The following is a 19,542-nucleotide window of genomic DNA, read 5'->3' as shown; positions in this document are numbered from 1 at the left end:
TTCGCGTCGATACACTGGCCGTACCGACGACGTCGAAAGAAGGGCAAACCCATGACCATTGACCTCGAAGAGCTGTACAAAGACCTGCACACGAATCCTGAACTCTCGTTCCAGGAAGTCCGGACCGCAGGGATCGCCGCGCAACACCTCCAGGACCTTGGCTTCACCGTGCACCGCAACGTGGGAAAAACCGGCGTTGTGGGTGTGCTGGAGAACGGCCCGGGCCCGGTGGTCATGCTGCGCGCGGACATGGACGCTCTTCCCGTCAAGGAAGCCACCGGCCTGGACTACGCAAGCTCGGCCGCCGGCGTCGATCATGAAGGCAAGGACGTTCCCGTCATGCACGCTTGCGGGCACGACGTGCACGTGACCTGCCTGGTGGGGGCCGTTGAATCGTTGGCCGGGCAGCGCCAGGAATGGCAAGGCACCCTGATTGCTGTGTTCCAGCCCGCCGAGGAATGGGGTGGCGGCGCCCAAACCATGGTGGAGGACGGCCTCTACGACCGCGTCCCGAAACCCGATGTCGTCCTGGGCCAGCACGTGGCCCCGTTCCCGGCCGGATGGTTCGGCATCCGCCCGGGCGTCACCATGGCATCCGCGGACTCCCTTAACGTGACCCTGCACGGACGCGGCGGCCACGGCTCCCGCCCCGAAACCACCGTTGACCCGGTCCTCATGGCAGCGTCGGCCACTGTCCGCCTGCAGGGCATCGTGTCCCGGGAGCTCGCTGCCAGCGATTCGGCGGTGGTGACGGTGGGACAAATCCATGCCGGAACCAAGAACAACATCATCCCCGAGACCGCGAGCCTTGGGCTCAGCGTGCGGTCCTTCAGCAACACCACCCGGGATAAGATCCTGGGTTCCATCGAACGGATTATCCAGAGCGAAGCAACGGCTTCCGGTGCTGCCAAGGAGCCGGAGTTCCATTACGAAGAGCACTTCCCCTTGACGGTCAACGATGAATCGGCCACGGCTAAGGTAAGGGCTGCGTTCCAGGCGACCTTCGGCGAGGGTCACATTATCGATCCGGGTCCGGTGTCTGGCAGCGAAGACGTGGGAGCGTTGGCCAAGGCTGTGGATGCTCCCCTGGTCTTCTGGTTCCTGGGCGGAGCCGATCCTGCGCTCTTCCAGGAGTACGCCACGACGGGCCGGTTGCCGGAGGATATCCCGTCCAACCACTCCCCCTACTTCGCGCCGGTGATCCAGCCAACCCTGCAGCGCGGAACGGAAGCACTGGTCACCGCGGCCCGCGAATTCCTGGGGTCCTCCGCCAGCTAAGTCAGCCGCGCACGTCGAGCAGCAGGGGCCTGTCCGACGCCGACCCCGAAGGAACGGCGTCGATGGCACCCAACTGCGTGCCGGCGTCGTGCTTCAACCGCGAAAGGATAGCGACCGCGTCCGCCTGTGCATCAAGGACCCGGCGGGCGCGCTCGGCCAAGGCGGCGGGCAAGGGTCCCGCGTCGGTCGGCGGCGCCCACGGCCCTGCGGGACCGCCCGAAACGGCACGGGCAATGTCGTGTTCAAAACTGTCCAGGATCGCGGACCAGGCCTCAAGCGACTCCAAGGGCCCTGCCCGACGCAGCAACTGACCCAGCAACGGCCCCCGCAACGGATCCAGCCGGGGTGTCAGCCGACAAGGCAGCCGAGGCTTCGTGCCAGCCTTGGCGGAGTGGCTCCAGAAGCCCGATGCACTCCTTGGTCCGTTCCACGTCCCGGTAAATGTTGGCGCCGATCAGGGCTTCCATGGAGTAGTCGTAGATGCTCGCGAGCGAGGCCGCGCCGTCCCACGCGTCGGTCCGCAGGGTGGAGCGCAGCTCAGCCACGATCGCCTGGGCGTGCAACAGGTTTTCCCTTGCGGTGTCCCAATTGCTGCTTTCCTGCGCCAGTTGGGCACGTTTGAGGTCCAGCAGGAGCCGGTCGTAAAGCATGGTGAGCAGACGCGCCGGGGGTGCTGAGAGGACGGCGTCGTCGTTGTACCGGGAAAGTTGCTGGGCGCGGAGAGTCATCATGCTCCTGAGGACTGCTTGGAGAGGCTGGAAATTTGGCCGGACAACCAGGCCGACTGGGACTGGAGGCCGCCGAGCAGCACCTCCATGTTCGTATAAACGGATTGGAGCGTGGCGCGGCGGGTAATGAGGCGCTGATCCCAGTCCGCGATCCTGTTGCCGAGGTCGCGCACTTCGGATTCGCGGCCTTTGATCAGCCCGGACACTGCGCCCGTGTACGGATCAGAGGCGGCGGTGGCTGCCTCGGCGAGCCTGGCTGCCAACCCCTGGACGGCGGCTTGCGTGGCGGCGGGGTCTGCGGCGAGTGATTTCGCGAACTTGTCGGCGTCGAAGGTGAAGTCGCCGGCCTTGGTGATGTTGATTCCGTACTCGGAGGGCGACTTCCCGTCGATGGGCCGGGACAGTGCTGTGAGTACTTGGTCGTTGACGGCGCGGACAGTGCTGTTGCCGGTGAAAATTCCGGCTTTGGTCACTGTGGCGCCCTTGGTGTCCGTGGTTTTGGACACTGAAGAGTAGATGGCGATGAACCCCAGAACGTCGTTGACGGACTTGACCAGGTCCTCGGCCTTCTTGGTGATTCCGGGAACGTCGCTGTCCACGGTCACCGTCACCGGGCCCGTGGTCACAGCCGAGGCCGTGATGGAGACGCCGGGAAGGACATCCTCAAAAGTATTGGTAGCGGAGCTAAGGACCTGCGCGGCGGGCGTGCCGGCATACAGCGTCGCTTTCGCGTCCTGGGCGGACTTCACGACGGCGGCAGTCGGCTCCGTCATCAGGTCCACCGCGGTGCCGTCCCCCACTTGCGCGGCCGTCCCCCGGTAGGCGGTGAAAGCACCTGCTGCCCCGGCCGTGGTGGCAGTGAGCTGCAGCCGGTAACTGCCGTTGCCGGCCGGGACCTTCACGGCGTGTGCGCCCGCTGATGCTGCGTTGATCGCCGAAACCACGTCATCCAAGGAAGTCCCTGAGGGAGCAATCTCGGTCTTCTTACCCGTGGAATCGACGATCGTCAGCCGTTCAGGCACCCCGGCGTTGGACGGCCAGGCGGACATGGCTGCCGTGACGTTGACCTGCGTTTGGGCCAACTGCGTCACGGTCAGGTCGATCGATCCGGCGGTGGCCGCCGTCGTGGTTTTCGCGGTGATGGCAGGTGAACTGCTGGTTGCGGTGAACAGGTTCAGGGCACCGGCAGCCGTCCCGGCAACGGCGAGGTCCTTCAGCGCGGTGAGTTTGGTGTTGAAGGACTGCAGCGTGGAAATGATGGTCTGGTTGGACGCCAGCTTGGTCTTGAGCTGGGTCTGCGGCAGGGCTTCGACGGACATCAACGAGTTGATGATGTCCGTGGTCTTAAGGCCGCTGACAAGGCCGTCGATAGCTGTTCCCACGCGGGTCCCTTCCGGAAGGCTCGTAAAGCAAAGGTGTCCGACGACGGCCGGCCAGGATGGGGCCTGGCCGGCCGCCGTCAGCTCATGCGGCTAAATGCTGTGAAGGCTTAGCGCAGGAGGGACAGGACACCCTGGCCGGACTGGTTTGCCTGGGCCAGCATTGCGGTGCCGGCCTGGGACAGGATGTTGGCCTTGGTGTACTTGACCATTTCCGCGGCCATGTCCGTGTCAGCGATGCGGGACTGTGCTGCCTGCAGGTTTTCACCGGAGACGGTCAGGGTCTTGATCGCGTGGTCCAGACGGTTCTGGTTGGCGCCAAGGTCCGAACGCTGTGCGGAGACCGTGGTGATCGCTGCGTCGATAGCGGTGATCGTGGTCTGTGCAGCACCGTTAGTGCTGACGTCGAAGCCGGTGGCTCCCGCGATGCCGTCTGCCGAGGACAGGGTGCCCGTAGCCGTTGCGACGTTACCCAGAGTCACGGCAATGGTGTCATTGGCCGTGCCTGCAGTGCCCACCTGGATGTTCTTGGAACCGCCCTGGAGCAGGTTGATCCCGTTGAAGTTGGTGGACTGCGTGATGCGGTACAGTTCCTTGCCCAGCGAGTCAGCTTCCTTCTGGATGGCCGCCCGGGCGTCACCGTTGTTGGTGTCTGATGCACCCTGGACTGCGAGGTCGCGCATGCGCTGCAGAACGGAGTGGACCTCGCTAAGGGCACCTTCAGTGGTCTGGATCAGGCTGATGCCGTCCTGGGCGTTGCGGGCGGCAACCGTGGAGCCGGTGACCTGGGACTTGAGGCCTTCCGAGATGGCAAGGCCGGCTGCGTCATCGGCAGCACGGTTGATGCGCAGGCCGCTGGAAAGCTTTTCCATCGACTTGGACAGGTTGTCCTGGGTGGCGTTCAGGTTGCGGTACGCGTTGTTCGCCATCAGGTTGTTGTTGATCTGCATGCCCATGTTGGTTTCCTCCATGATGTGGACTTACTGTGCAACAGCCCATCCGTGGGCCGTCACACAGCACTATCGACTGGCCATCGCGGGCCCGTTAGGAAAAATCCGAAGGAAAGATTCAGGGACCTTCCCGCCTAACCCCTGCCAGCCGGCGGCCGATAGCTAATGGGGAGTTGGCGGGAGGTACGCCATCACAACCGCACCCGATACCGACCAGAACTGGAGTTGACCACCTGTGGCCATCCATGAACTGTCAGCACTGCTGTGGCGCGAGCGCGAACTTCTCGATCTCCTGACCTTCAAGCTCGAAGAAGAACAGTTGCTCCTGACAGCAGGCAAGTCCCGTTGGCTGCCCCACGGGACAAGGGAAGTGGAGCAGGTCCTGGAGCGCGTTTCCCAGGCCGGCCTGGCCCGCACGGTGGAGATCGCCGCGGTTGCTGCGCAATGGGGCGTATCCCAGGATTGTTCCCTGGCTGAGCTCGCCGCAGCCGCGCCGGATCCCGCCTGGGTCGAGGTCCTCACCTCCCATGTCACCGCGATGCGCCAGCAGGCAGCGGCCATCAAGGAACTTCGCGACGCCAATGAGCAGTTCCTGCGTGCCGCCGTCCGTTCCACCCAGGAAACACTCGCCGACCTGAAACCCGCGGCGGGAACCTACGACTCCCACGGCCGGACCGGGGACCAATCGGCCGCGCACCTGGTCGACCGGCAATTCTGACCGCCCACCCAGCGAAAAGGACATCTTCACGTGAGCACTTTCGGCGGACTCAACACGGCCTACCGTGGCCTCACCGCAGCGCAGCAGGCCATCAACCTGGCGGGCCAGAACATCGCCAACGCCACCACCCCCGGCTACACCCGTCAACGGCTGGACCTGTCGGCCATCGGCGCACCCGTCCCGGTTGGGCTGAACCCGGCCACGGGCCAGGCCGGCCAGGGCGTCTCGGTGGACGGTATCGCCCGGCTCGGCAGCAGCTTCCTGGACGCCGGGGTTCGCAGGACCGGGGCCCAGTCCGGTTTCGCGGGGATCCGGTCCACGGAACTCCAGCGCCTCGAAGATGCACTGCAGGAACCCGGCCCCCACGGGATTTCGACGGCGTTGCACACCTTTTGGGCGTCATGGCAGGGGGTTTCGAACCACCCGGGCGAATCCGCTCCGGCGTCGGTCTTGCTCGAAGCGGCCGCCACCCTTAGCGAAACCGTCTCAGCTGGTTACAAAGCGCTCGACGCCCAGTGGAGCCGGGTTCGTGGAGAAGCCTCTGCCACTGTGGACGAACTGAACGCCACCGCAGGCAAGGTGGCCGAATTGAACGCCACCATCCGCTCGGTCCTGGCCTCCGGGGGTTCCGCGAACGAACTTATCGACACGAGGAACCAGATGACCGAGGCCATAGCCACGCTGGCAGGTGGCACCGTCCGCGAGAATCCGGACGGCACCGCGGACGTCTTCGTCGGAGGCAACGCATTGGTGTCCGGGACCTCGCACAGCGCATTGACGCTGGCCGGACAAACCTCCATGGGCGGCCCCGGACAGCCGGTGCAGCTGGAGTGGGCGGACCGTGCCGGCCTGGCGGTAAACCTCGACGGCGGCCAACTCGCCGGAGCTGTCTCACTCCTGGCTCCCGCGGCGCCGGGAAGCAAGGGAGCCGGAACAGGCGGCCCGATCGCCGAAGCTGCAGAGGCTTACAACGCCTTCGCCACCCAACTGATGAACGACGTCAACGCAATCCACCGGACGGGCCAGACCTCCACGGCTGCCGGCAACCTGGACTTCTTCACCAGCACGCCCGGCGTCCCCGTGGCACTGTCCCTGCGCGTGGTTCCCACCAATGCCGCGGGAATCGCGACCGGCGCACCCGGCGCCGGCTCCTTGGACGGCAGCATCGCGGATGCGGTGGCCCAAATCGGTTCGAAGCCGGGCGCGCCTGACACCTTCTGGAATGGAGTGGTGGCAGGCATTGGGATGGCCTCCAAATCAGCCCAGCAGCACTCGCAGCTGGCAGACGCGGCGACTGTGGCCGCCGTCGGGCAGCGTTCGTCGGCCGCCTCGGTGAGCCTTGATGAGGAGAACGTCGCACTCCTCGCGAGCCAACACGCCTACCAGGCCGCGGCGCGCGTCATGACCGCAATCGACGAAGCCCTGGATGTCCTGATCAACCGCACCGGATTGGTGGGAAGGTAAGCCATGCTCAATCGCGTCACCAACCAGATGATGTCAGCTTCCGCGCAGCGGAATCTCCAGACCGCCCAATCCCGGCTTGCAGAGTTGCAGGAACGGGCCCAGACACTGAAAAACATCAGCCGCCCTTCCGACGACCCCGCCGGTGCCGCCCAAGCCATCGCAATGCGCGCACAACTCAGTGCGGCCACACAATACGGCTCCAACATCAGCGACGGCAATGGCTGGCTCGCGGCTGCCGATACCGCTTTAGGGCAGTCCACCAACATCCTCAACCGCGTCCGGGACCTCGTCATCCAGGCCTCCAACGGCACCCTCAACAGCAGCGCGAAGGAGGCCATCGCCGTCGAGATCGAAGGCCTGGGCAAGGACCTCCTGAACCAGGCCAACACGCAGTACCTGGGCCGCAACGTCTTCGCCGGCAACTCGGACACCGTGGGTGCGTTTACGAACACAACTCCGCCAGCGTTCATGGGCACGGCCGGCGGGTCCGTGGAACGTCGCGTTGACGCCGCCCGGACTGTGCGCGTGGATTCCGACGGCGGAGCGATCTTCGGCGATGGCGCCGGCTCTGTTTTCGCCCTGGTGAGTGACGTCGTCGCCGACATCCGTTCCGGCGCGGACCCCAATGCCCGGCTGGCCGCGCTCGGCGACCGCATCAAAGCCGTGATCGACGGCCGCTCCGATGTTGGCATGCGGCAAACGCGGCTCGGGCAGGCCCAGGACTCGCTGGAGGGGATGAAGGCTACGCTGGAAACTCAAAGGTCGCGTGTCGAAGACATGGACTTGGGAAAGGCGGTCATGGATTTGAAATTGCAGGAAACCAACTATCAGGTGGCACTTGCCGTCTCGGCCAAGGTGCTCCAGCCGACGCTGATGGACTTCCTCCGATGAGCACGGCACTGGCGTTCGACACCCTGACTTTCGCCTCCCCCATGCCCGGGCTGGAATCGGCCGAGGGGTTCTCGCTGCGCGGCATCGCCGGAGCAGAAGGACTCTACGCCCTGGAAGTGGCTGAGCCGCGCGCCCGGATGTTCGTAGCTGACGCCTCCGTGTATGTCCCCGATTACGAGCCAGCCATTCCCGCGGCGTCGTTGGATGCGCTGGGTCTGGCCAGTGTTGCCAACGCAATGGTCCTGGTAGTGGTCAACCCGGCGTCGGAGAAGACCACCGTGAACCTGATGGCACCACTCCTGGTCAACGCGGAGGGCACGTGCCTCCAAGTGATCCTGGACGGCGCCGTGTATCCGCTCCGGGCAGAGCTGGCACGGTAGGAAGATTCGCGTTCCGGCGTTTTTATAGCGGGTCCCGCGTAGGGCGATCCCGCGCAGCGCCGGTCACGCGCAGCGCCGGTCACGCGCAGCGGAAAGGCGCTGCCGGGGCAGCGCCTTTCAGTGGATCGGTTCTTCGGGTCAGTCCAGGACGGCGCCTAGACTTTCTCGCGGATGCGGTCGATCTTCGGTTCGGAAACCTCGAATTCCCTGCGACGGCGGGCCAGGAAAGTCCACAACGTTCCTTCCGTCCGCGGACGGCTTTCTGCTGGGGCTTCCGTTTCCTTCACTGGCTCAGACGTGTGCGTCTCGGGCTTGCGCGCGGAGTCCTTCTTCGTGCGCCGCTCGAAGTCGTCATAGTACGCGTAGCACATACCCAACCTCCTTCAACGGCTGTCCTTTAATGTTCCTCGCTCTCGATCCCTGCGTCGACCCTTTTGCTCACATTCGGACAGCCAACCGGGCAGCTTCCACGGCGAGGGTGGTCTCTTCGAGCATCAGGTCCGCGTTGATGGCAGCCGCGGCCATGGTGCCGGATGCCGCCGAAGCCATGACCTGGCCCGTGAGGTCGGTGACGTTTCCGGCCGCATACACCCCGGGGACGGAGGTGGCACCACCGGGCTGGCTCACTTCGACGTGGCGACCCACGCCCATCGGGTGTTCCACCGTGGAGATACCCAAGGACTCAAGGACTCCGGACCGTGCCTCCACCCGCGGTCCGGCCACGAGGGCGTCCACGGGAACCACCTTTCCGGATTCCAGGACCACGCCGGCCAACGCATCATCGGAAACGTCAAGGGAACGGACTTTGCCCTCAACCACAGTGATGGCACGGGCCGCGAGTTGTTCCCACTGCTCCTCAGTCGGCTCCACAATGTCGTTGAGGAACAGCGTGATGGAAGGGCTCCACTGGCGGAACAGCATTGTTTGGTGCAAAGCCATGGGGACGGATCCCAGGATGCCGATTGCCTTGTTCCTGACTTCCCATCCATGGCAGTACGGGCAGTGCAGGACGTCCTTGCCCCAGCGCTCACGGATTCCTTCGACATCGGGCAGGATATCCACCACGCCGGTGGTGACCAGCAAGCGGCAGGCGGCCACGGTACTGCCGTCCGACAGGTCCACCTCAAAGGCGGGCTGGGCTGCGGTGCCCGGTTCCGCCGTCGTACGCTGTTCCCCGGTCAGACGCGCCGCTACGGCTTCCCCGTCCACGACGTCGGCCCCGTAGTGGATTGCCTCATCCCGCCCCAGGCTGAGTAGCTCGGTGGGGTTGATTCCATCCCGGGAGAGGAAGTTGTGCACGCCGGCCGCTGGCGCGTTCCTGGGCTCCCCGGCGTCGATCACCAGAACGGAGCGAAGGGCGCGGCCCAAACTCACGGCCGCACTTAACCCAGCTGCGCCACCACCAACAACCACTACGTCGTACTGTCCGGCCATCCGGCTGTTTGCTGTTTCCACTGTGCCTCCACGTCATCGGAGCGGCCCTGCGCCGCTTCTTCCATGGTTTGACACATCATCGTGAAACAGCAAAGAAATTTGCCGGTATGGCAAACTGATCCCATGGCTACAGACTTCAGCTCCATGCTCGACGCCGTTGGTCCGCGCCTGAGGGCCATGCGGACGCAGCGTAACGTGACCCTCGCGGAAGCTTCGGAAGCCACGGGCATCTCCGTCAGCACCCTCTCCCGACTGGAGGCGGGGCAGCGGAAACCCACACTGGAGTTGCTCCTGCCCTTGGCGCGCCTCCATCAGATCCCGCTGGAGGAGCTCATTGACGCTCCGGAAACGGGCGATCCCCGCATCCACCTCAAGCCACACGTCCACCCCTGGGGAACCGCTCTTCCCCTGACCCGACGGCCCGGCGGCATCCAGGCCTTCAAAATGGTGCTCCGCGGTGCCACCGGCAAGGAAACTCCGGAACCGCAGTCACACGATGGCTACGACTGGATGTACATCCTCAACGGCCGGCTGCGACTGGTCCTGGGCGGGAACGACTTTGTGCTGAAGCCCGGCGAGGTGGCCGAATTCGATACGCGGACGCCACATTGGTTCGCGAGCGCCACCAAGGACCCGGTTGAGCTGCTCACGCTCTTCGGTCAGCAGGGCGAGCGGATGCACGTGCGGGCACGCCCGCAGCGCCAGGGCTAGGACGCGAGCCTTTCACGTTCGCCACGCCGGACGGTCCCAGGTTCGGGCTGGTTGATCTCGGCCCACACTTCATCCAGTGACAAGCCAAGGACCTCAGCGATCGCGGCCACGGTGGGGAACGCGGGGGTTGCTACCCTTCCGGATTCGATCTTCCTGAGGGTTTCAGGGGAAACTCCTGCATCCAAGGCAGTTTCAAGCATGGACCTCCCTCCCCTGGCGCGTCGCAAAAGGGCGCCGAGACGCTGTCCGCGCTCGGCCTCTGCGGGTGTGAGGGGCAACCTGACCATGGATCCAATTCTAATACCGGGATAATATGGCCGGGATAGTTATTGGTAATCCCGCGAAAGGCCCTCCATGATCGAGATCCTGACCCCCACCGAACTGCTCCGAGCACAGGACTCCGGCGCCCTCGTCGCCAATATCCTGCACACCCTCAAGGGCCGATGCACAGTGGGAACCAACCTCCTGGACATCAACCAGTGGACCAAGGAAATGATCCTCGAAGCGGGGGCGCAGTCCTGCTACGTCGACTACGCACCCTCCTTTGGCCGGGGGCCGTTTGGGCACTACATCTGCACCGGGGTCAATGACGCCGTCCTCCACGGAAAGCCCCACGACTACACCCTGGCCGACGGCGACCTGCTCACCCTCGACCTCGCGGCTTCCCTTCGGGGCATCGCGGCAGACTCCGCGATCAGCTTTATCGTGGGCGACTCGAAGCCCGCCGAAAGCGTGGCGATGATTGAAGCCACCGAGCGGGCGCTTCGCGCGGGGATTGCCGCGGCGCGCCCGGGGGCCCGGATCGGGGACCTCTCCTACGCCATCGGCTCAGTACTCAGCGACGCCGGGTACCCCATCAATGTCGAATTTGGCGGACACGGCATCGGATCAACCATGCACCAGGACCCGCACGTGCCCAACATGGGCCGCCCCGGGCGAGGATACAAACTGCGCCCCGGCCTGCTGCTTGCACTTGAACCGTGGGTCATGGCGGACACCGCACAGCTCGTCACCGACACCGACGGCTGGACCCTGCGCAGCGTCACCGGCTGCCGCACGGCACACAGCGAGCACACCATCGCCATCACCGCCGACGGCGCGGAAATCCTGACCCTGCCAACCCTCGGCGGCTAACCCGTCCGACCGGGTCGGCGAGGTCACATATGAACGGGATTCATTTGGGCCTTGCGCCAAGGCGTGACACAGGCCATACTAAATGAACGCTATTCATTTAGTGACTGTCGTCTCACCGGAGTACATGCCACCATGATTGAACTTTCCCGCCTCGATGGCCCCAATTCCTTGGCCAGCACCACGCAGCAACCTTCGGCCATCTAGAAAGGGCCCATATGAGCCAGACAATCCGCCGCAGCAGCGTCGATGCTGCAGAGTCGCACAACATCAGCGGCAAGGGACTGAAGACGGGGCAGTTGGGGCTCCTCGCCGTCGTCGTTCTTGGCATTTCAACCATCGCCCCGGCGTATACCCTCACGGGTGCGCTCGGACCCACCGTCAACCAAGTCGGGCTCCAGTTGCCCGTTATTTTCCTGATCGGGTTCATTCCCATGATCCTGGTCTCGCTCGCATACCGGGAGCTCAACGCTGACTCCCCGGACAGCGGCACCACCTTCACCTGGGTCACCAAGGCCTTCGGCCCATGGGTTGGCTGGATGGGCGGCTGGGGCCTGCTCGCAGCGAACATCATCGTCCTGTCCAACCTGGCAGGCGTCGCCGTGGACTTCTTCTACCTCTTCCTCGCCCAGGCCACCGGCTCACCCGAGCTTGCGGACCTAGCCTCCAACAAACTCCTGAACGTTGCAACGTGCTTCGTCTTCGTGGCACTGGCCGTCTGGATCAGCTACCGCGGCCTGCACACCACCAAGATCGTTCAGTACGGCCTGGTCGGTTTCCAATTGCTGGTCCTGGGCCTGTTCGTGGCCATGGCGTTTGCCAACTGGTCCACCTCCGAGACCGCAATCCCCTTCAGCTGGGACTGGTTCGACGTGACCAAGGTGGAAACCTTCGGCCAAATCGCTGCCGGCATCTCGTTGTCGATCTTCGTGTACTGGGGCTGGGATGTCTGCCTCACGGTCAACGAGGAAACCGCCAACGGCAAGAAGACTGCCGGACTCGCAGGCACGCTCACCGCTGTCATCGTCCTTGGCATCTACCTGCTGGTCACCATCGCCACCATGATGTTCGCCGGTGTAGGAGATGCAGGAATTGGCCTGAACAACGCCGAGAACCACGCCAACGTCTTCACCGCGCTGGCCTCTCCGGTCATGGGTCCGTTCGCGATCCTCATGTCCCTCGCGGTGCTGTCGTCGTCCGCGGCTTCCTTGCAGTCCACGTTTACGTCGCCGTCCCGCAGCCTGCTGGCCATGGCGCACTATGGTGCACTCCCGGAGCGTTTCAGCCACATGAGCAAGAAGTTCTCGACGCCGGGCTTCGCCACTGTCGCTGCGGGCGTCCTGTCCGCAGGGTTCTACGCGGTGATGCACGTGATCAGCGAGAACGTCCTCAACGACACCATCCTGGCCCTGGGCCTGATGATCTGCTTCTACTACGGGCTCACGGCCATCGCCTGTGTTTGGTACTTCCGCAACAGCGTGTTCTCCAACGCCCGGAACTTCTTCTTCCGGCTCGTCTGCCCGCTGCTCGGTGGTTTGGGACTGTTCGTGGTGTTCATCCAGACCGCAGTGGACAGCTGGGATCCGGAGTTCGGCAGCGGTTCGGAAATCTTCGGTGTAGGGCTCGTGTTCGTGCTTGGCATCGGAATCCTGGCCCTCGGTGGCGTGGTCATGCTTGTTCAGGCCCGCATGCGTCCCGGGTTCTTCCGTGGGGAGACCATCCGCAAGGACACCCCGGCACTGGTAGTTCCGGAGTAGCCGGTCCGTACGGCTCGCGTTACCCCGAGTTCGTGGGAAAGCGGCCAGCTCGCAGGGAAGTTTCCCGCGAACTGACCGCTTTCCCGCGTTGTCGCGGGCCAAGGGCTGACCGATCACCAGTGGTGGGCGACATCCACTACCAGCCGGGACCCGCCGTCGGGCCCCTCCAAGGTGAGAACCCTGAACGGAAGCCGGGCACGGACCCCCAGCCCAATGCTCGTGGTTCCTTCGAAGCTGCCGGCGAAAACCACCTGCCGGAACGTCTGGTATCCCGAAACGTTGGACAGTTCCGCCTTGGCCGCGGGTTCATAGGTGGGCTGGCCGGCCTGGTTGTACGACGGCGCCGTCACAACCACCTGCAGGTCCGCGTCCCCCAGCACCGGGATGGGGAAGCCGGTCGGGTCCTGGGTCACCACCGGAACATACTGCACGGAGTAGCCGGCAACCTTCCCGGCCATGTCGATCACCAGGCGATCGAAGCACGGCTGCTGGCCGGTGCGGACGCCTGTGACGTTGGCGGCGCTCATATCGGGATCGGCCTTGGCCAGTGAACCCCACGAGATGCCGCAATACGTGGCAGCCGAGGCTGGTACCGGCGCCACCAGACCGAGTCCGGCAACGGCCATGACGGCCGCCAAACCCGCTCCCAATTTCCTCATTTTTTGTGCCCCCTTCAGGCTACGTTGATACTTCAACATTAGGAGGGTGGGAGGGGCTTGGGGCGGGTTGTGGCCGCTTCGGCACGCAACCGTTAAAGGGTGCGCCGATTGGTTACGGGCGGGTCATGACAAGGTCCCGCGGGCCGTGTTTTCAGGCCGGAAACGGGGTCTCCGTACCTTGGTTCGTGATCGAAGGTAACGAGACCCCGGCGTTATCTAGCCTTCGCAGTCCTTGCAGTACTTCAGGCCGTTCTTTTCCAAAGCCACCTGTGAGCGGTGGCGGACCAGGAAACAGGAGCCACAAGTGAATTCGTCGGACTGCTCAGGGACCACAATGACGGTCAGCTCTTCACCCGAAAGGTCAGCCCCGGGAAGGTCAATGCCTTCGGCCGTGTCGATGTCCTCTACGTCGATCACGGCGGTCTGGGCACCGCCGCCACGGGATGCCTGGAGGGCCTCAAGCGATTCAGCGGGAGACTCTTCTTCTGTCTTGCGCGGGGCGTCGTAATCAGTAGCCATTGGGTGTTCGCTTTCGTTGCTGCATAGTGCCTATTCCGGCACCTCAGTGATGCAGTTTAGGGCATGCTACCCGCAAATTACGAAAAGTGTGCCCAACGCAACAGTCCCAGGCTTTCCGACGCTCCCAAAGGCTAAATGACGGGCCTCGAAACGTGGGATTGAATGGCCTGCGAACCGGCAACTGTGACCCCGCTGAGCGCCGGCAACCACGTCAGATCCGCGCTGCCCGCCCCGGGGCTCTCCGACTCCGGCCCGGTGCAGTCCATCACGTAGGCAGCTTCAATGATGGAGCCCAGCTTGGCGAGCGCGGTGGCGGCCCAGCTTCCAAGAGTCGATGCGATCATGCCGCCACGCTATCCATCGTGTGGTCCGGAGCGGTTTCAGGTACGTCACGGGCTTGTTAACTATCGGGCGCCTCCCGTGGTCACTCTGTCAGGGCCTGCTCCACGATGTACTCGGCGATGGCCATCGACGACGTCGCGCCCGGGGAAGGCGCGTTGCGCACCATCACTGTGTCCCGGCGTCGTGCAATGACAAAGTCGTCCACCAGCGAACCGTCACCGTTCATGGCCTGGGCACGCACTCCGCGGGTACCCGGCAGGACGCTAGCCCCCTCGAGCGAGGGCACGAAGCGCATTGCCTCACGGATGAACTTCTTCCTGCTGATGACGGTCTGGAATTCCCGGGCAGCAGACGGCACGTTATGCCAGGCGAAATTCCAGAAGCCCGGAAAGAGTGCGTAATCCAGGACGTCCCGGACATTGACGTTTTTCCACGCGTAGGATTCACGACCAAAAGAGATAAATGCATTGGGACCCAGCATCATTTCGCCGTCTATGCGTTTGGTCAGGTGCACGCCCAGGAAAGGATGCTTCGGGTCCGGCACCGGATAGATCAGGCCCCGCACCTGCTCCCTGGCTTCGCCCCCGAGAAGGAAGTATTGCCCGAAAAAGGGCACGATCCTCGGCGTTGGGGGCTCTCCGGTTGCCTTGGCGAGGCGATCGGATTGGAGCCCGGCGCACGTAACCACCAGGTCGTAATGTTCGTCACCGTCCTTCGTGGACACCGCAACGCCGCTCCCCTGCTGTTCCAGCGACGTCACCTCCGTCCCAAGGCGGATGGTCCCGCCCGCTGCGCGGACGTCGTCGGCGAGCGCCCGGGTGATGGCTGCGTAGTCCACGATCGCCGTTCCAGGCGAGTGCAAAGCAGAAAGCCCGACGGCGTTCGGCTCCACCTCGGGTATCTGGTCACCGCGCAGCATCCGCGCTCCGGGGACCCCGTTGGCCGTGGCGCGGGCGAAGATGTTGTCCAGGCGTTTGGACTCCTCCGGTGTCTGGGCAATGACCAGCTTGCCGCAGGCCTCGTAGGGAAGGCTCTTGGCGGCGCAGAATTCCTGGAGCAGCTCCACACCACGGCGGCACAACCGTGCCTTCAACCCACCGGGTTCGTAGTAGAGGCCTGCGTGGACCACCCCGGAGTTGTGCCCGGTCTGGTGGGCTGCGAGGTGGTCTTCCTTCTCATACACGGTGACCTGGACGTCGTCGAGGGTGTTGGTCAGTTCCCTGGCCACAGCGATGCCGATGATCCCGCCGCCAACCACTGCGGCGCGTTTGATGTTTCGCGTGGACATGGCACTCCTCGTCGTTGGGGTCGGTCCGTGTCAGTCACAGCATGTCATGTCCGGCGCATCGGAACTCGGAAGCGGGCACGCAAAAGGGGCGGCACACCGGGTGCCGCCCCTTTCATTGGAGCGTACTGCTTGGTGCTCGGCTGACTAGGCAGTCGGCTGGTCGAAACGCTGGCCGGCCGGGTTGGACGGCAGGAGCGCAAAGATGAGCAGTGCCAGGCCACCAAGGCCCGGGATCAGGCCGAGCAGGACGAGCCAGCCGCTGAAGTTGCCGTCGTGGAGACGGCGCACCAGCAGCGCGATGGACGGAATCAGGACAGCCAGGTAGAAAACGACAATCAGAATGAGTCCGACGACTGCGCCCGGCCCCGGAACGGAGGTGCCGTTGGCGCTGACGGTCGCGCCTGCGGCTCCGAGGATGCCGGTGAGGAGCTGCAGGACGAAACCGACGACGCCCAGGACCAGGGCGACCCACCAGTATTCACTGCGGCTGGCGCGGCCGTTGAAGGCGGTGTACTTCTTGAAGAAACGGTTGACTGCTGCGCCGATCGGGGCGCCGTAGTAGGGAGCCCACAGTGGCGGCTCGCCGCCTTGGGCGGCGTAGGGCTGGGTCTGCTGAGGTTGCTGCGGGTAAGAGCTCATTAGTATTTCCCCCGGGTAGGTTTGAGGCGCTCAGGTGATGAGTCGTGCCTTATCGTAATGCCCCGGGAGCCAATAAGGCAGTTTGATGGACAAAGTTAACCCGGATTTAGCCTGTTGACGGATTATTTCCCCCAAACCCTCACTCACCAACCACCCCCATCCCCCAAACCCTCACTCACCAACCACCCCCATCCCCCAAACCCTCACTCAGCAATCCGTGGGACGTGAGATAGCGTCCCCACCAAACGGGCGGGATGTGAGCGAGCGTTCGGATCAAACAGGCGGAACGTGAGAGAGCGTCCAAACCAAACAGGCGGGATGTGAGCGAGCGTCCGGGGGTGGGGAACCCTTATTGAGCGAACTGTTTCCGCAGGTCCATCTTGCGGATTTTCCCGCTGGCCGTCCGTGGCATTTCCTCGACGAAGACCACGGACTTGGGGATCTTGTACCGGGCAAGGCGCCCTTCCAGATGCGAGCGCAGTTGCTCCTCCGTCAAGGTCCTCCCCTCACGCAGGGTAACGATGGCCCGGGGCACTTCGCCCCACTTTTCGTCGGCAACACCGATCACGGCCACGCTCCCCACCTCAGGCAGCTCCGCTATGGCAGCTTCCACCTCCGCCGGGTAGATGTTCTCGCCTCCGGAAATGATCATGTCCTTGAGGCGGTCCGAGACGAACAGGAACCCCTCTTCGTCCTGGTGGCCCATGTCGCCCGAACGGAACCAGGAAGAGTCCGCGTAACTGTCTGCGGTGGCCTCGGGCCGGTTCCAGTACTCCTTGATGACATTGGGGCCGGAAATCTGGATCTCGCCCACCGCGCCAAGCGCAGCAACGCCTCCCAAAGGATCGGCAATCCGCACATCCGTGAAGAAATGCGGCAACCCTGCGGATCCGGCCTTCTCCTTCGACCGGGACACCGGCAGCATCGTCGCCCCTGGCGCGGTTTCGGTCATCCCGTAGCAACTGGTGAAACCGATGCCTCGCTCCTCATAGGCGTCAAGCACCCGCTGCGGAACGGCAGAACCACCGCAGGTGAGCTTGTCCAGGGAGCTGAGGTCCGCCGTCGACCATTCCGGATGGTCGCAAAGCATCTGGAATGTGGTCGGGACGCCGTTGAGCGTGGTGACTCTGTGCTCGGCCACCAGTTCCAGTACCCGTCCGGCGTCGAATTTTGCTTCGAGAACCACGGTGGCGCCCTTGAGCAGCATCGGCAGCAAGCCCATGTCCAGGGACGCCACGTGGAACAGGGGCGAGATCATGAGGGCCACGTCGTTGCGGTTCAGGTCCATGTCCACCACGGTGTTGATGCAGTTCCAGGTGATGTTGCCGTGCGTCAGCAGCGCACCCTTTGGCTTGCCCGTGGTGCCGGAGGTGTAAAGGATCATGGCGCCGTCGTCCAGGGTCACGGCCACATCCAGTGGCGTGTCACCTGCCGCGTCAATCGCGTCGCCATAATGCTCGACGCCGGGTGGCAGCTCAGCGACGGACCCGGCGTCGCCGTCGGGCGCCACAACGAGGCGGTGAGTGACGTCGGTTCCTGCCGTGGACGCACCCGCTACGACCTCCAAAGCGGAAGCGTTGACCAGGAGCCGCGCGCCGGAGTCTTGCAGTTGGAACTGCAGTTCCGGGGCAGCGAGCCGGGTGTTGAGCGGCACGAAGATGGCCCCGACCAGCCCGCAGGCAAAGAAGGTCTCCACGAACGATGGGTGGTTTTCGCCAAGGTAAGCCACCCGGTCCCCTTTGCCCACGCCGCGGGCGACAAGTGCATTGGCCAGGCGATCGGTGCGGGTCGAGAGTTCGTCGTAGCCCAGGCTCCGGCTGCCGGAGACGAGGGCCGTTTTGGTCCCGGACTTTGCGCGGCGGCGGTGCAGCCAGGATCCAACTCCGTTGTTGTCCATGGTCCGTACTCCTAACTGACCGATGAAAGGTCGTTGTTCTTAGACTCCCGCGTGAGCAGGATGAAGACAATCGACACCAATGACATTGCCGAAAGGAACACCACCACGGGGACGATGCTCTGCCCCGCGTCCTTGTAGAGGCCAGCCACGATGCCCGGGGTGAAGCCGGCACCGATCAGGGTGGCCAACTGGTAGCCCACCGCGGCACCGGTGTAGCGGCTGGTGGTGCCGAACTGCTCGGACACGAACGCGGCCAGCGGCCCGTAAAGGGAGGAATGCAGGATTAGGGCAACGGTGAAGGCCAGGAAGATCATGGCGATGTTGCCCGAGCTGAGCATCCCGAACATGGGGAACAGGTACAGGATGAACAAAGCCAACCCTGTGACCATCACTGGACGCCGTCCGAAACGGTCGGACAATCTTCCGCCCAGGAGGACGAACAGAATGGAAATGGCCGAGGCTCCCGCGAAGGCATAGAGCACGCCCTGCTGGGGTGCGCCCTTGGAGACCGCGTAGGTGACGGAGAATGTGGGCAGCACTACCTGCAGTCCGAACCCGGCGGCACCGGCGAACATGATCATGATCAGGGCCTTCGGACGCCGCAGCACTTCCAGCAGCGGGATCTTGCGCTTGGTTCCTTGTGCGCTTTCCTTGGCCACCGCTTCAGCGAAGATGGGGCTTTCGGAGACCCGGAGCCGCACGAACATACCGACAATCAGGAGCACGAAGGACAGCAGGAACGGCACGCGCCACCCCCACGCAAGGAAAGCATCCTGCGGAAGGGCGGAGAAGATGCCCATGACCACTGTTCCCAGCACGGCACCCGTCGGCGCACCAGCGTTGACGAACGATGCCGCGAACCCCCGCCGCTTGGGGTCCGAGTGTTCCAGCGCCATCAGTGCGGCGCCGCCCCATTCACCCCCGACGGCGATGCCCTGGCAGACGCGCAGGACCACAAGGAGTACGGCACCCCAAGGACCGATGACGTTCGCTCCCGGGATCAGCCCGATTAGCGTGGAGGCAATGCCCATCATGGCCATCGAGACGATGAGCATCCCTTTTCGGCCGATCCGGTCACCGAAGTGGCCGAAGATGATGCCGCCCAAAGGCCGGGCGACGTAGCCGGCCGCGAAGGTGGCGTAGGCGGCGACCACGCCAACCCATTCGTCCGTACCGGCAAAGAAGACTTTGGGGAAGGCAACGGCCGCGGCTGTTGCGTACAGCAGGAAGTCGTAGAACTCGATGGTGCTGCCCAGATAGCTGGACAAGATGACCGTGCGTGCTTCTTTGCGCTTAGCGGCCGTGCTCGATGTTGCGAGCGCAGTGTGTCCTGACATGGCTGTTCCTTGGGAGAGGAGGGATATTGCTGGTGGAAGG

22 protein-coding genes are annotated in these 19,542 nt (G+C 64.0%); 8 read left to right on the top strand and 14 right to left on the bottom strand.

Going from position 1 to position 19,542, the window contains the following annotated elements; genetic code table 11:
* Nucleotides 1–51: 51 nt before the first annotated feature.
* Nucleotides 52–1,278 carry an amidohydrolase gene (locus LRQ04_RS06515; protein WP_235518856.1) on the top strand — a complete coding sequence of 409 codons (1,227 nt, stop codon included), beginning with the start codon at nt 52–54 and terminating at the stop codon, nt 1,276–1,278.
* 1 nt (nt 1,279) lies between these two features.
* Here the strand turns inward: LRQ04_RS06515 and LRQ04_RS06510 are convergent, their stop codons facing one another.
* The 4 genes from LRQ04_RS06510 to LRQ04_RS06495 all read right to left on the bottom strand — a co-directional run bounded on the left by LRQ04_RS06510 (nt 1,280) and on the right by LRQ04_RS06495 (nt 4,341).
* Nucleotides 1,280–1,564 (bottom strand): hypothetical protein, encoded by a 285-nt coding sequence (locus tag LRQ04_RS06510; protein WP_235518854.1) that lies wholly within the window; start codon nt 1,562–1,564, stop codon nt 1,280–1,282.
* On the bottom strand, nt 1,551–2,009 hold the full coding sequence (fliS, locus tag LRQ04_RS06505) for a flagellar export chaperone FliS (RefSeq protein WP_235518853.1): 459 nt from the start codon (nt 2,007–2,009) through the stop codon (nt 1,551–1,553). Before fliS ends, LRQ04_RS06510 begins: the two co-directional genes overlap by 14 nt.
* Complete coding sequence (gene fliD, locus LRQ04_RS06500) at nt 2,006–3,388, bottom strand: flagellar filament capping protein FliD (RefSeq protein WP_235518851.1); 1,383 nt, start codon at nt 3,386–3,388, stop codon at nt 2,006–2,008. Before fliD ends, fliS begins: the two co-directional genes overlap by 4 nt.
* A gap of 107 nt (nt 3,389–3,495) precedes the next feature.
* Nucleotides 3,496–4,341 carry a flagellin gene (locus tag LRQ04_RS06495; RefSeq protein ID WP_235519712.1) on the bottom strand — a complete coding sequence of 282 codons (846 nt, stop codon included), beginning with the start codon at nt 4,339–4,341 and terminating at the stop codon, nt 3,496–3,498.
* A gap of 229 nt (nt 4,342–4,570) precedes the next feature.
* On the opposite strand from LRQ04_RS06495, the gene LRQ04_RS06490 reads away from it, so the two are divergent.
* Genes LRQ04_RS06490 through LRQ04_RS06475 form a run of 4 tightly spaced genes read left to right on the top strand, consistent with a single transcriptional unit; the run spans nt 4,571 to nt 7,788 of the window.
* Nucleotides 4,571–5,053, top strand: coding sequence for a flagellar protein FlgN (locus LRQ04_RS06490; protein ID WP_235518849.1), 483 nt, complete (start codon nt 4,571–4,573; stop codon nt 5,051–5,053).
* A gap of 30 nt (nt 5,054–5,083) precedes the next feature.
* Nucleotides 5,084–6,517 carry a flagellar hook-associated protein FlgK gene (flgK, locus tag LRQ04_RS06485; RefSeq protein ID WP_235518847.1) on the top strand — a complete coding sequence of 478 codons (1,434 nt, stop codon included), beginning with the start codon at nt 5,084–5,086 and terminating at the stop codon, nt 6,515–6,517.
* 3 nt (nt 6,518–6,520) lie between these two features.
* A complete protein-coding gene (gene flgL, locus LRQ04_RS06480; RefSeq protein WP_235518844.1) occupies nt 6,521–7,408 on the top strand; it encodes a flagellar hook-associated protein FlgL in 888 nt (295 codons plus the stop codon).
* Nucleotides 7,405–7,788 carry a flagellar assembly protein FliW gene (locus LRQ04_RS06475; RefSeq protein WP_235518842.1) on the top strand — a complete coding sequence of 128 codons (384 nt, stop codon included), beginning with the start codon at nt 7,405–7,407 and terminating at the stop codon, nt 7,786–7,788. The genes flgL and LRQ04_RS06475 overlap by 4 nt, the downstream gene beginning before the upstream one ends.
* 155 nt (nt 7,789–7,943) lie before the next feature.
* Here the strand turns inward: LRQ04_RS06475 and LRQ04_RS06470 are convergent, their stop codons facing one another.
* Nucleotides 7,944–8,159, bottom strand: coding sequence for a DUF4312 family protein (locus LRQ04_RS06470; protein ID WP_235518841.1), 216 nt, complete (start codon nt 8,157–8,159; stop codon nt 7,944–7,946).
* A 67-nt stretch (nt 8,160–8,226) separates the two neighbouring features.
* Nucleotides 8,227–9,222, bottom strand: a complete 996-nt coding sequence (locus LRQ04_RS06465; RefSeq protein WP_235519710.1) for an NAD(P)/FAD-dependent oxidoreductase — start codon at nt 9,220–9,222, stop codon at nt 8,227–8,229.
* Between the two features lie 123 nt (nt 9,223–9,345).
* Between LRQ04_RS06465 and LRQ04_RS06460 the strand changes: the two genes are divergently transcribed.
* A complete protein-coding gene (locus LRQ04_RS06460; RefSeq protein WP_235518840.1) occupies nt 9,346–9,933 on the top strand; it encodes a helix-turn-helix domain-containing protein in 588 nt (195 codons plus the stop codon).
* Here LRQ04_RS06460 and LRQ04_RS06455 read toward each other — a convergent pair.
* Nucleotides 9,930–10,220 carry a helix-turn-helix domain-containing protein gene (locus tag LRQ04_RS06455; RefSeq protein ID WP_235518839.1) on the bottom strand — a complete coding sequence of 97 codons (291 nt, stop codon included), beginning with the start codon at nt 10,218–10,220 and terminating at the stop codon, nt 9,930–9,932. The two genes, LRQ04_RS06460 and LRQ04_RS06455, sit on opposite strands and share 4 nt — an antisense overlap.
* A gap of 67 nt (nt 10,221–10,287) precedes the next feature.
* Between LRQ04_RS06455 and map the strand changes: the two genes are divergently transcribed.
* A complete protein-coding gene (map, locus tag LRQ04_RS06450) occupies nt 10,288–11,067 on the top strand; it encodes a type I methionyl aminopeptidase (protein ID WP_235518838.1) in 780 nt (259 codons plus the stop codon).
* Nucleotides 11,068–11,282: 215 nt separating this feature from the next.
* Nucleotides 11,283–12,821 (top strand): APC family permease, encoded by a 1,539-nt coding sequence (locus tag LRQ04_RS06445; protein ID WP_235518836.1) that lies wholly within the window; start codon nt 11,283–11,285, stop codon nt 12,819–12,821.
* Between the two features lie 113 nt (nt 12,822–12,934).
* Here the strand turns inward: LRQ04_RS06445 and LRQ04_RS06440 are convergent, their stop codons facing one another.
* From LRQ04_RS06440 to LRQ04_RS06410, 7 genes are all read right to left on the bottom strand, one after another.
* Nucleotides 12,935–13,480 carry a hypothetical protein gene (locus LRQ04_RS06440; protein ID WP_235518835.1) on the bottom strand — a complete coding sequence of 182 codons (546 nt, stop codon included), beginning with the start codon at nt 13,478–13,480 and terminating at the stop codon, nt 12,935–12,937.
* A 216-nt stretch (nt 13,481–13,696) separates the two neighbouring features.
* Nucleotides 13,697–13,999, bottom strand: a complete 303-nt coding sequence (locus tag LRQ04_RS06435) for a DUF4193 domain-containing protein (protein WP_211712788.1) — start codon at nt 13,997–13,999, stop codon at nt 13,697–13,699.
* A 131-nt stretch (nt 14,000–14,130) separates the two neighbouring features.
* The gene (locus tag LRQ04_RS06430) at nt 14,131–14,343 is read right to left on the bottom strand and encodes a hypothetical protein (protein ID WP_235518834.1); all 213 of its coding nucleotides are present in this window, start codon (nt 14,341–14,343) and stop codon (nt 14,131–14,133) included.
* Between the two features lie 80 nt (nt 14,344–14,423).
* Entirely contained in the window at nt 14,424–15,629 is a 1,206-nt protein-coding gene (lhgO, locus tag LRQ04_RS06425) for an L-2-hydroxyglutarate oxidase (protein WP_235518833.1), read from the bottom strand.
* Nucleotides 15,630–15,773: 144 nt separating this feature from the next.
* Nucleotides 15,774–16,268 carry a DUF805 domain-containing protein gene (locus LRQ04_RS06420; protein WP_235518832.1) on the bottom strand — a complete coding sequence of 165 codons (495 nt, stop codon included), beginning with the start codon at nt 16,266–16,268 and terminating at the stop codon, nt 15,774–15,776.
* Between the two features lie 349 nt (nt 16,269–16,617).
* Nucleotides 16,618–18,165, bottom strand: coding sequence for an o-succinylbenzoate--CoA ligase (gene menE, locus LRQ04_RS06415; RefSeq protein ID WP_235518831.1), 1,548 nt, complete (start codon nt 18,163–18,165; stop codon nt 16,618–16,620).
* An 11-nt stretch (nt 18,166–18,176) separates the two neighbouring features.
* Entirely contained in the window at nt 18,177–19,502 is a 1,326-nt protein-coding gene (locus tag LRQ04_RS06410; protein WP_235518830.1) for an MFS transporter, read from the bottom strand.
* Nucleotides 19,503–19,542: the final 40 nt, after the last annotated feature.

Source organism: Paenarthrobacter sp. AR 02 (assembly GCF_021538675.1).
Taxonomy (GTDB): Bacteria; Actinomycetota; Actinomycetes; order Actinomycetales; family Micrococcaceae; genus Arthrobacter.
This window is presented reverse-complemented; position numbering and strand designations above follow the sequence as displayed.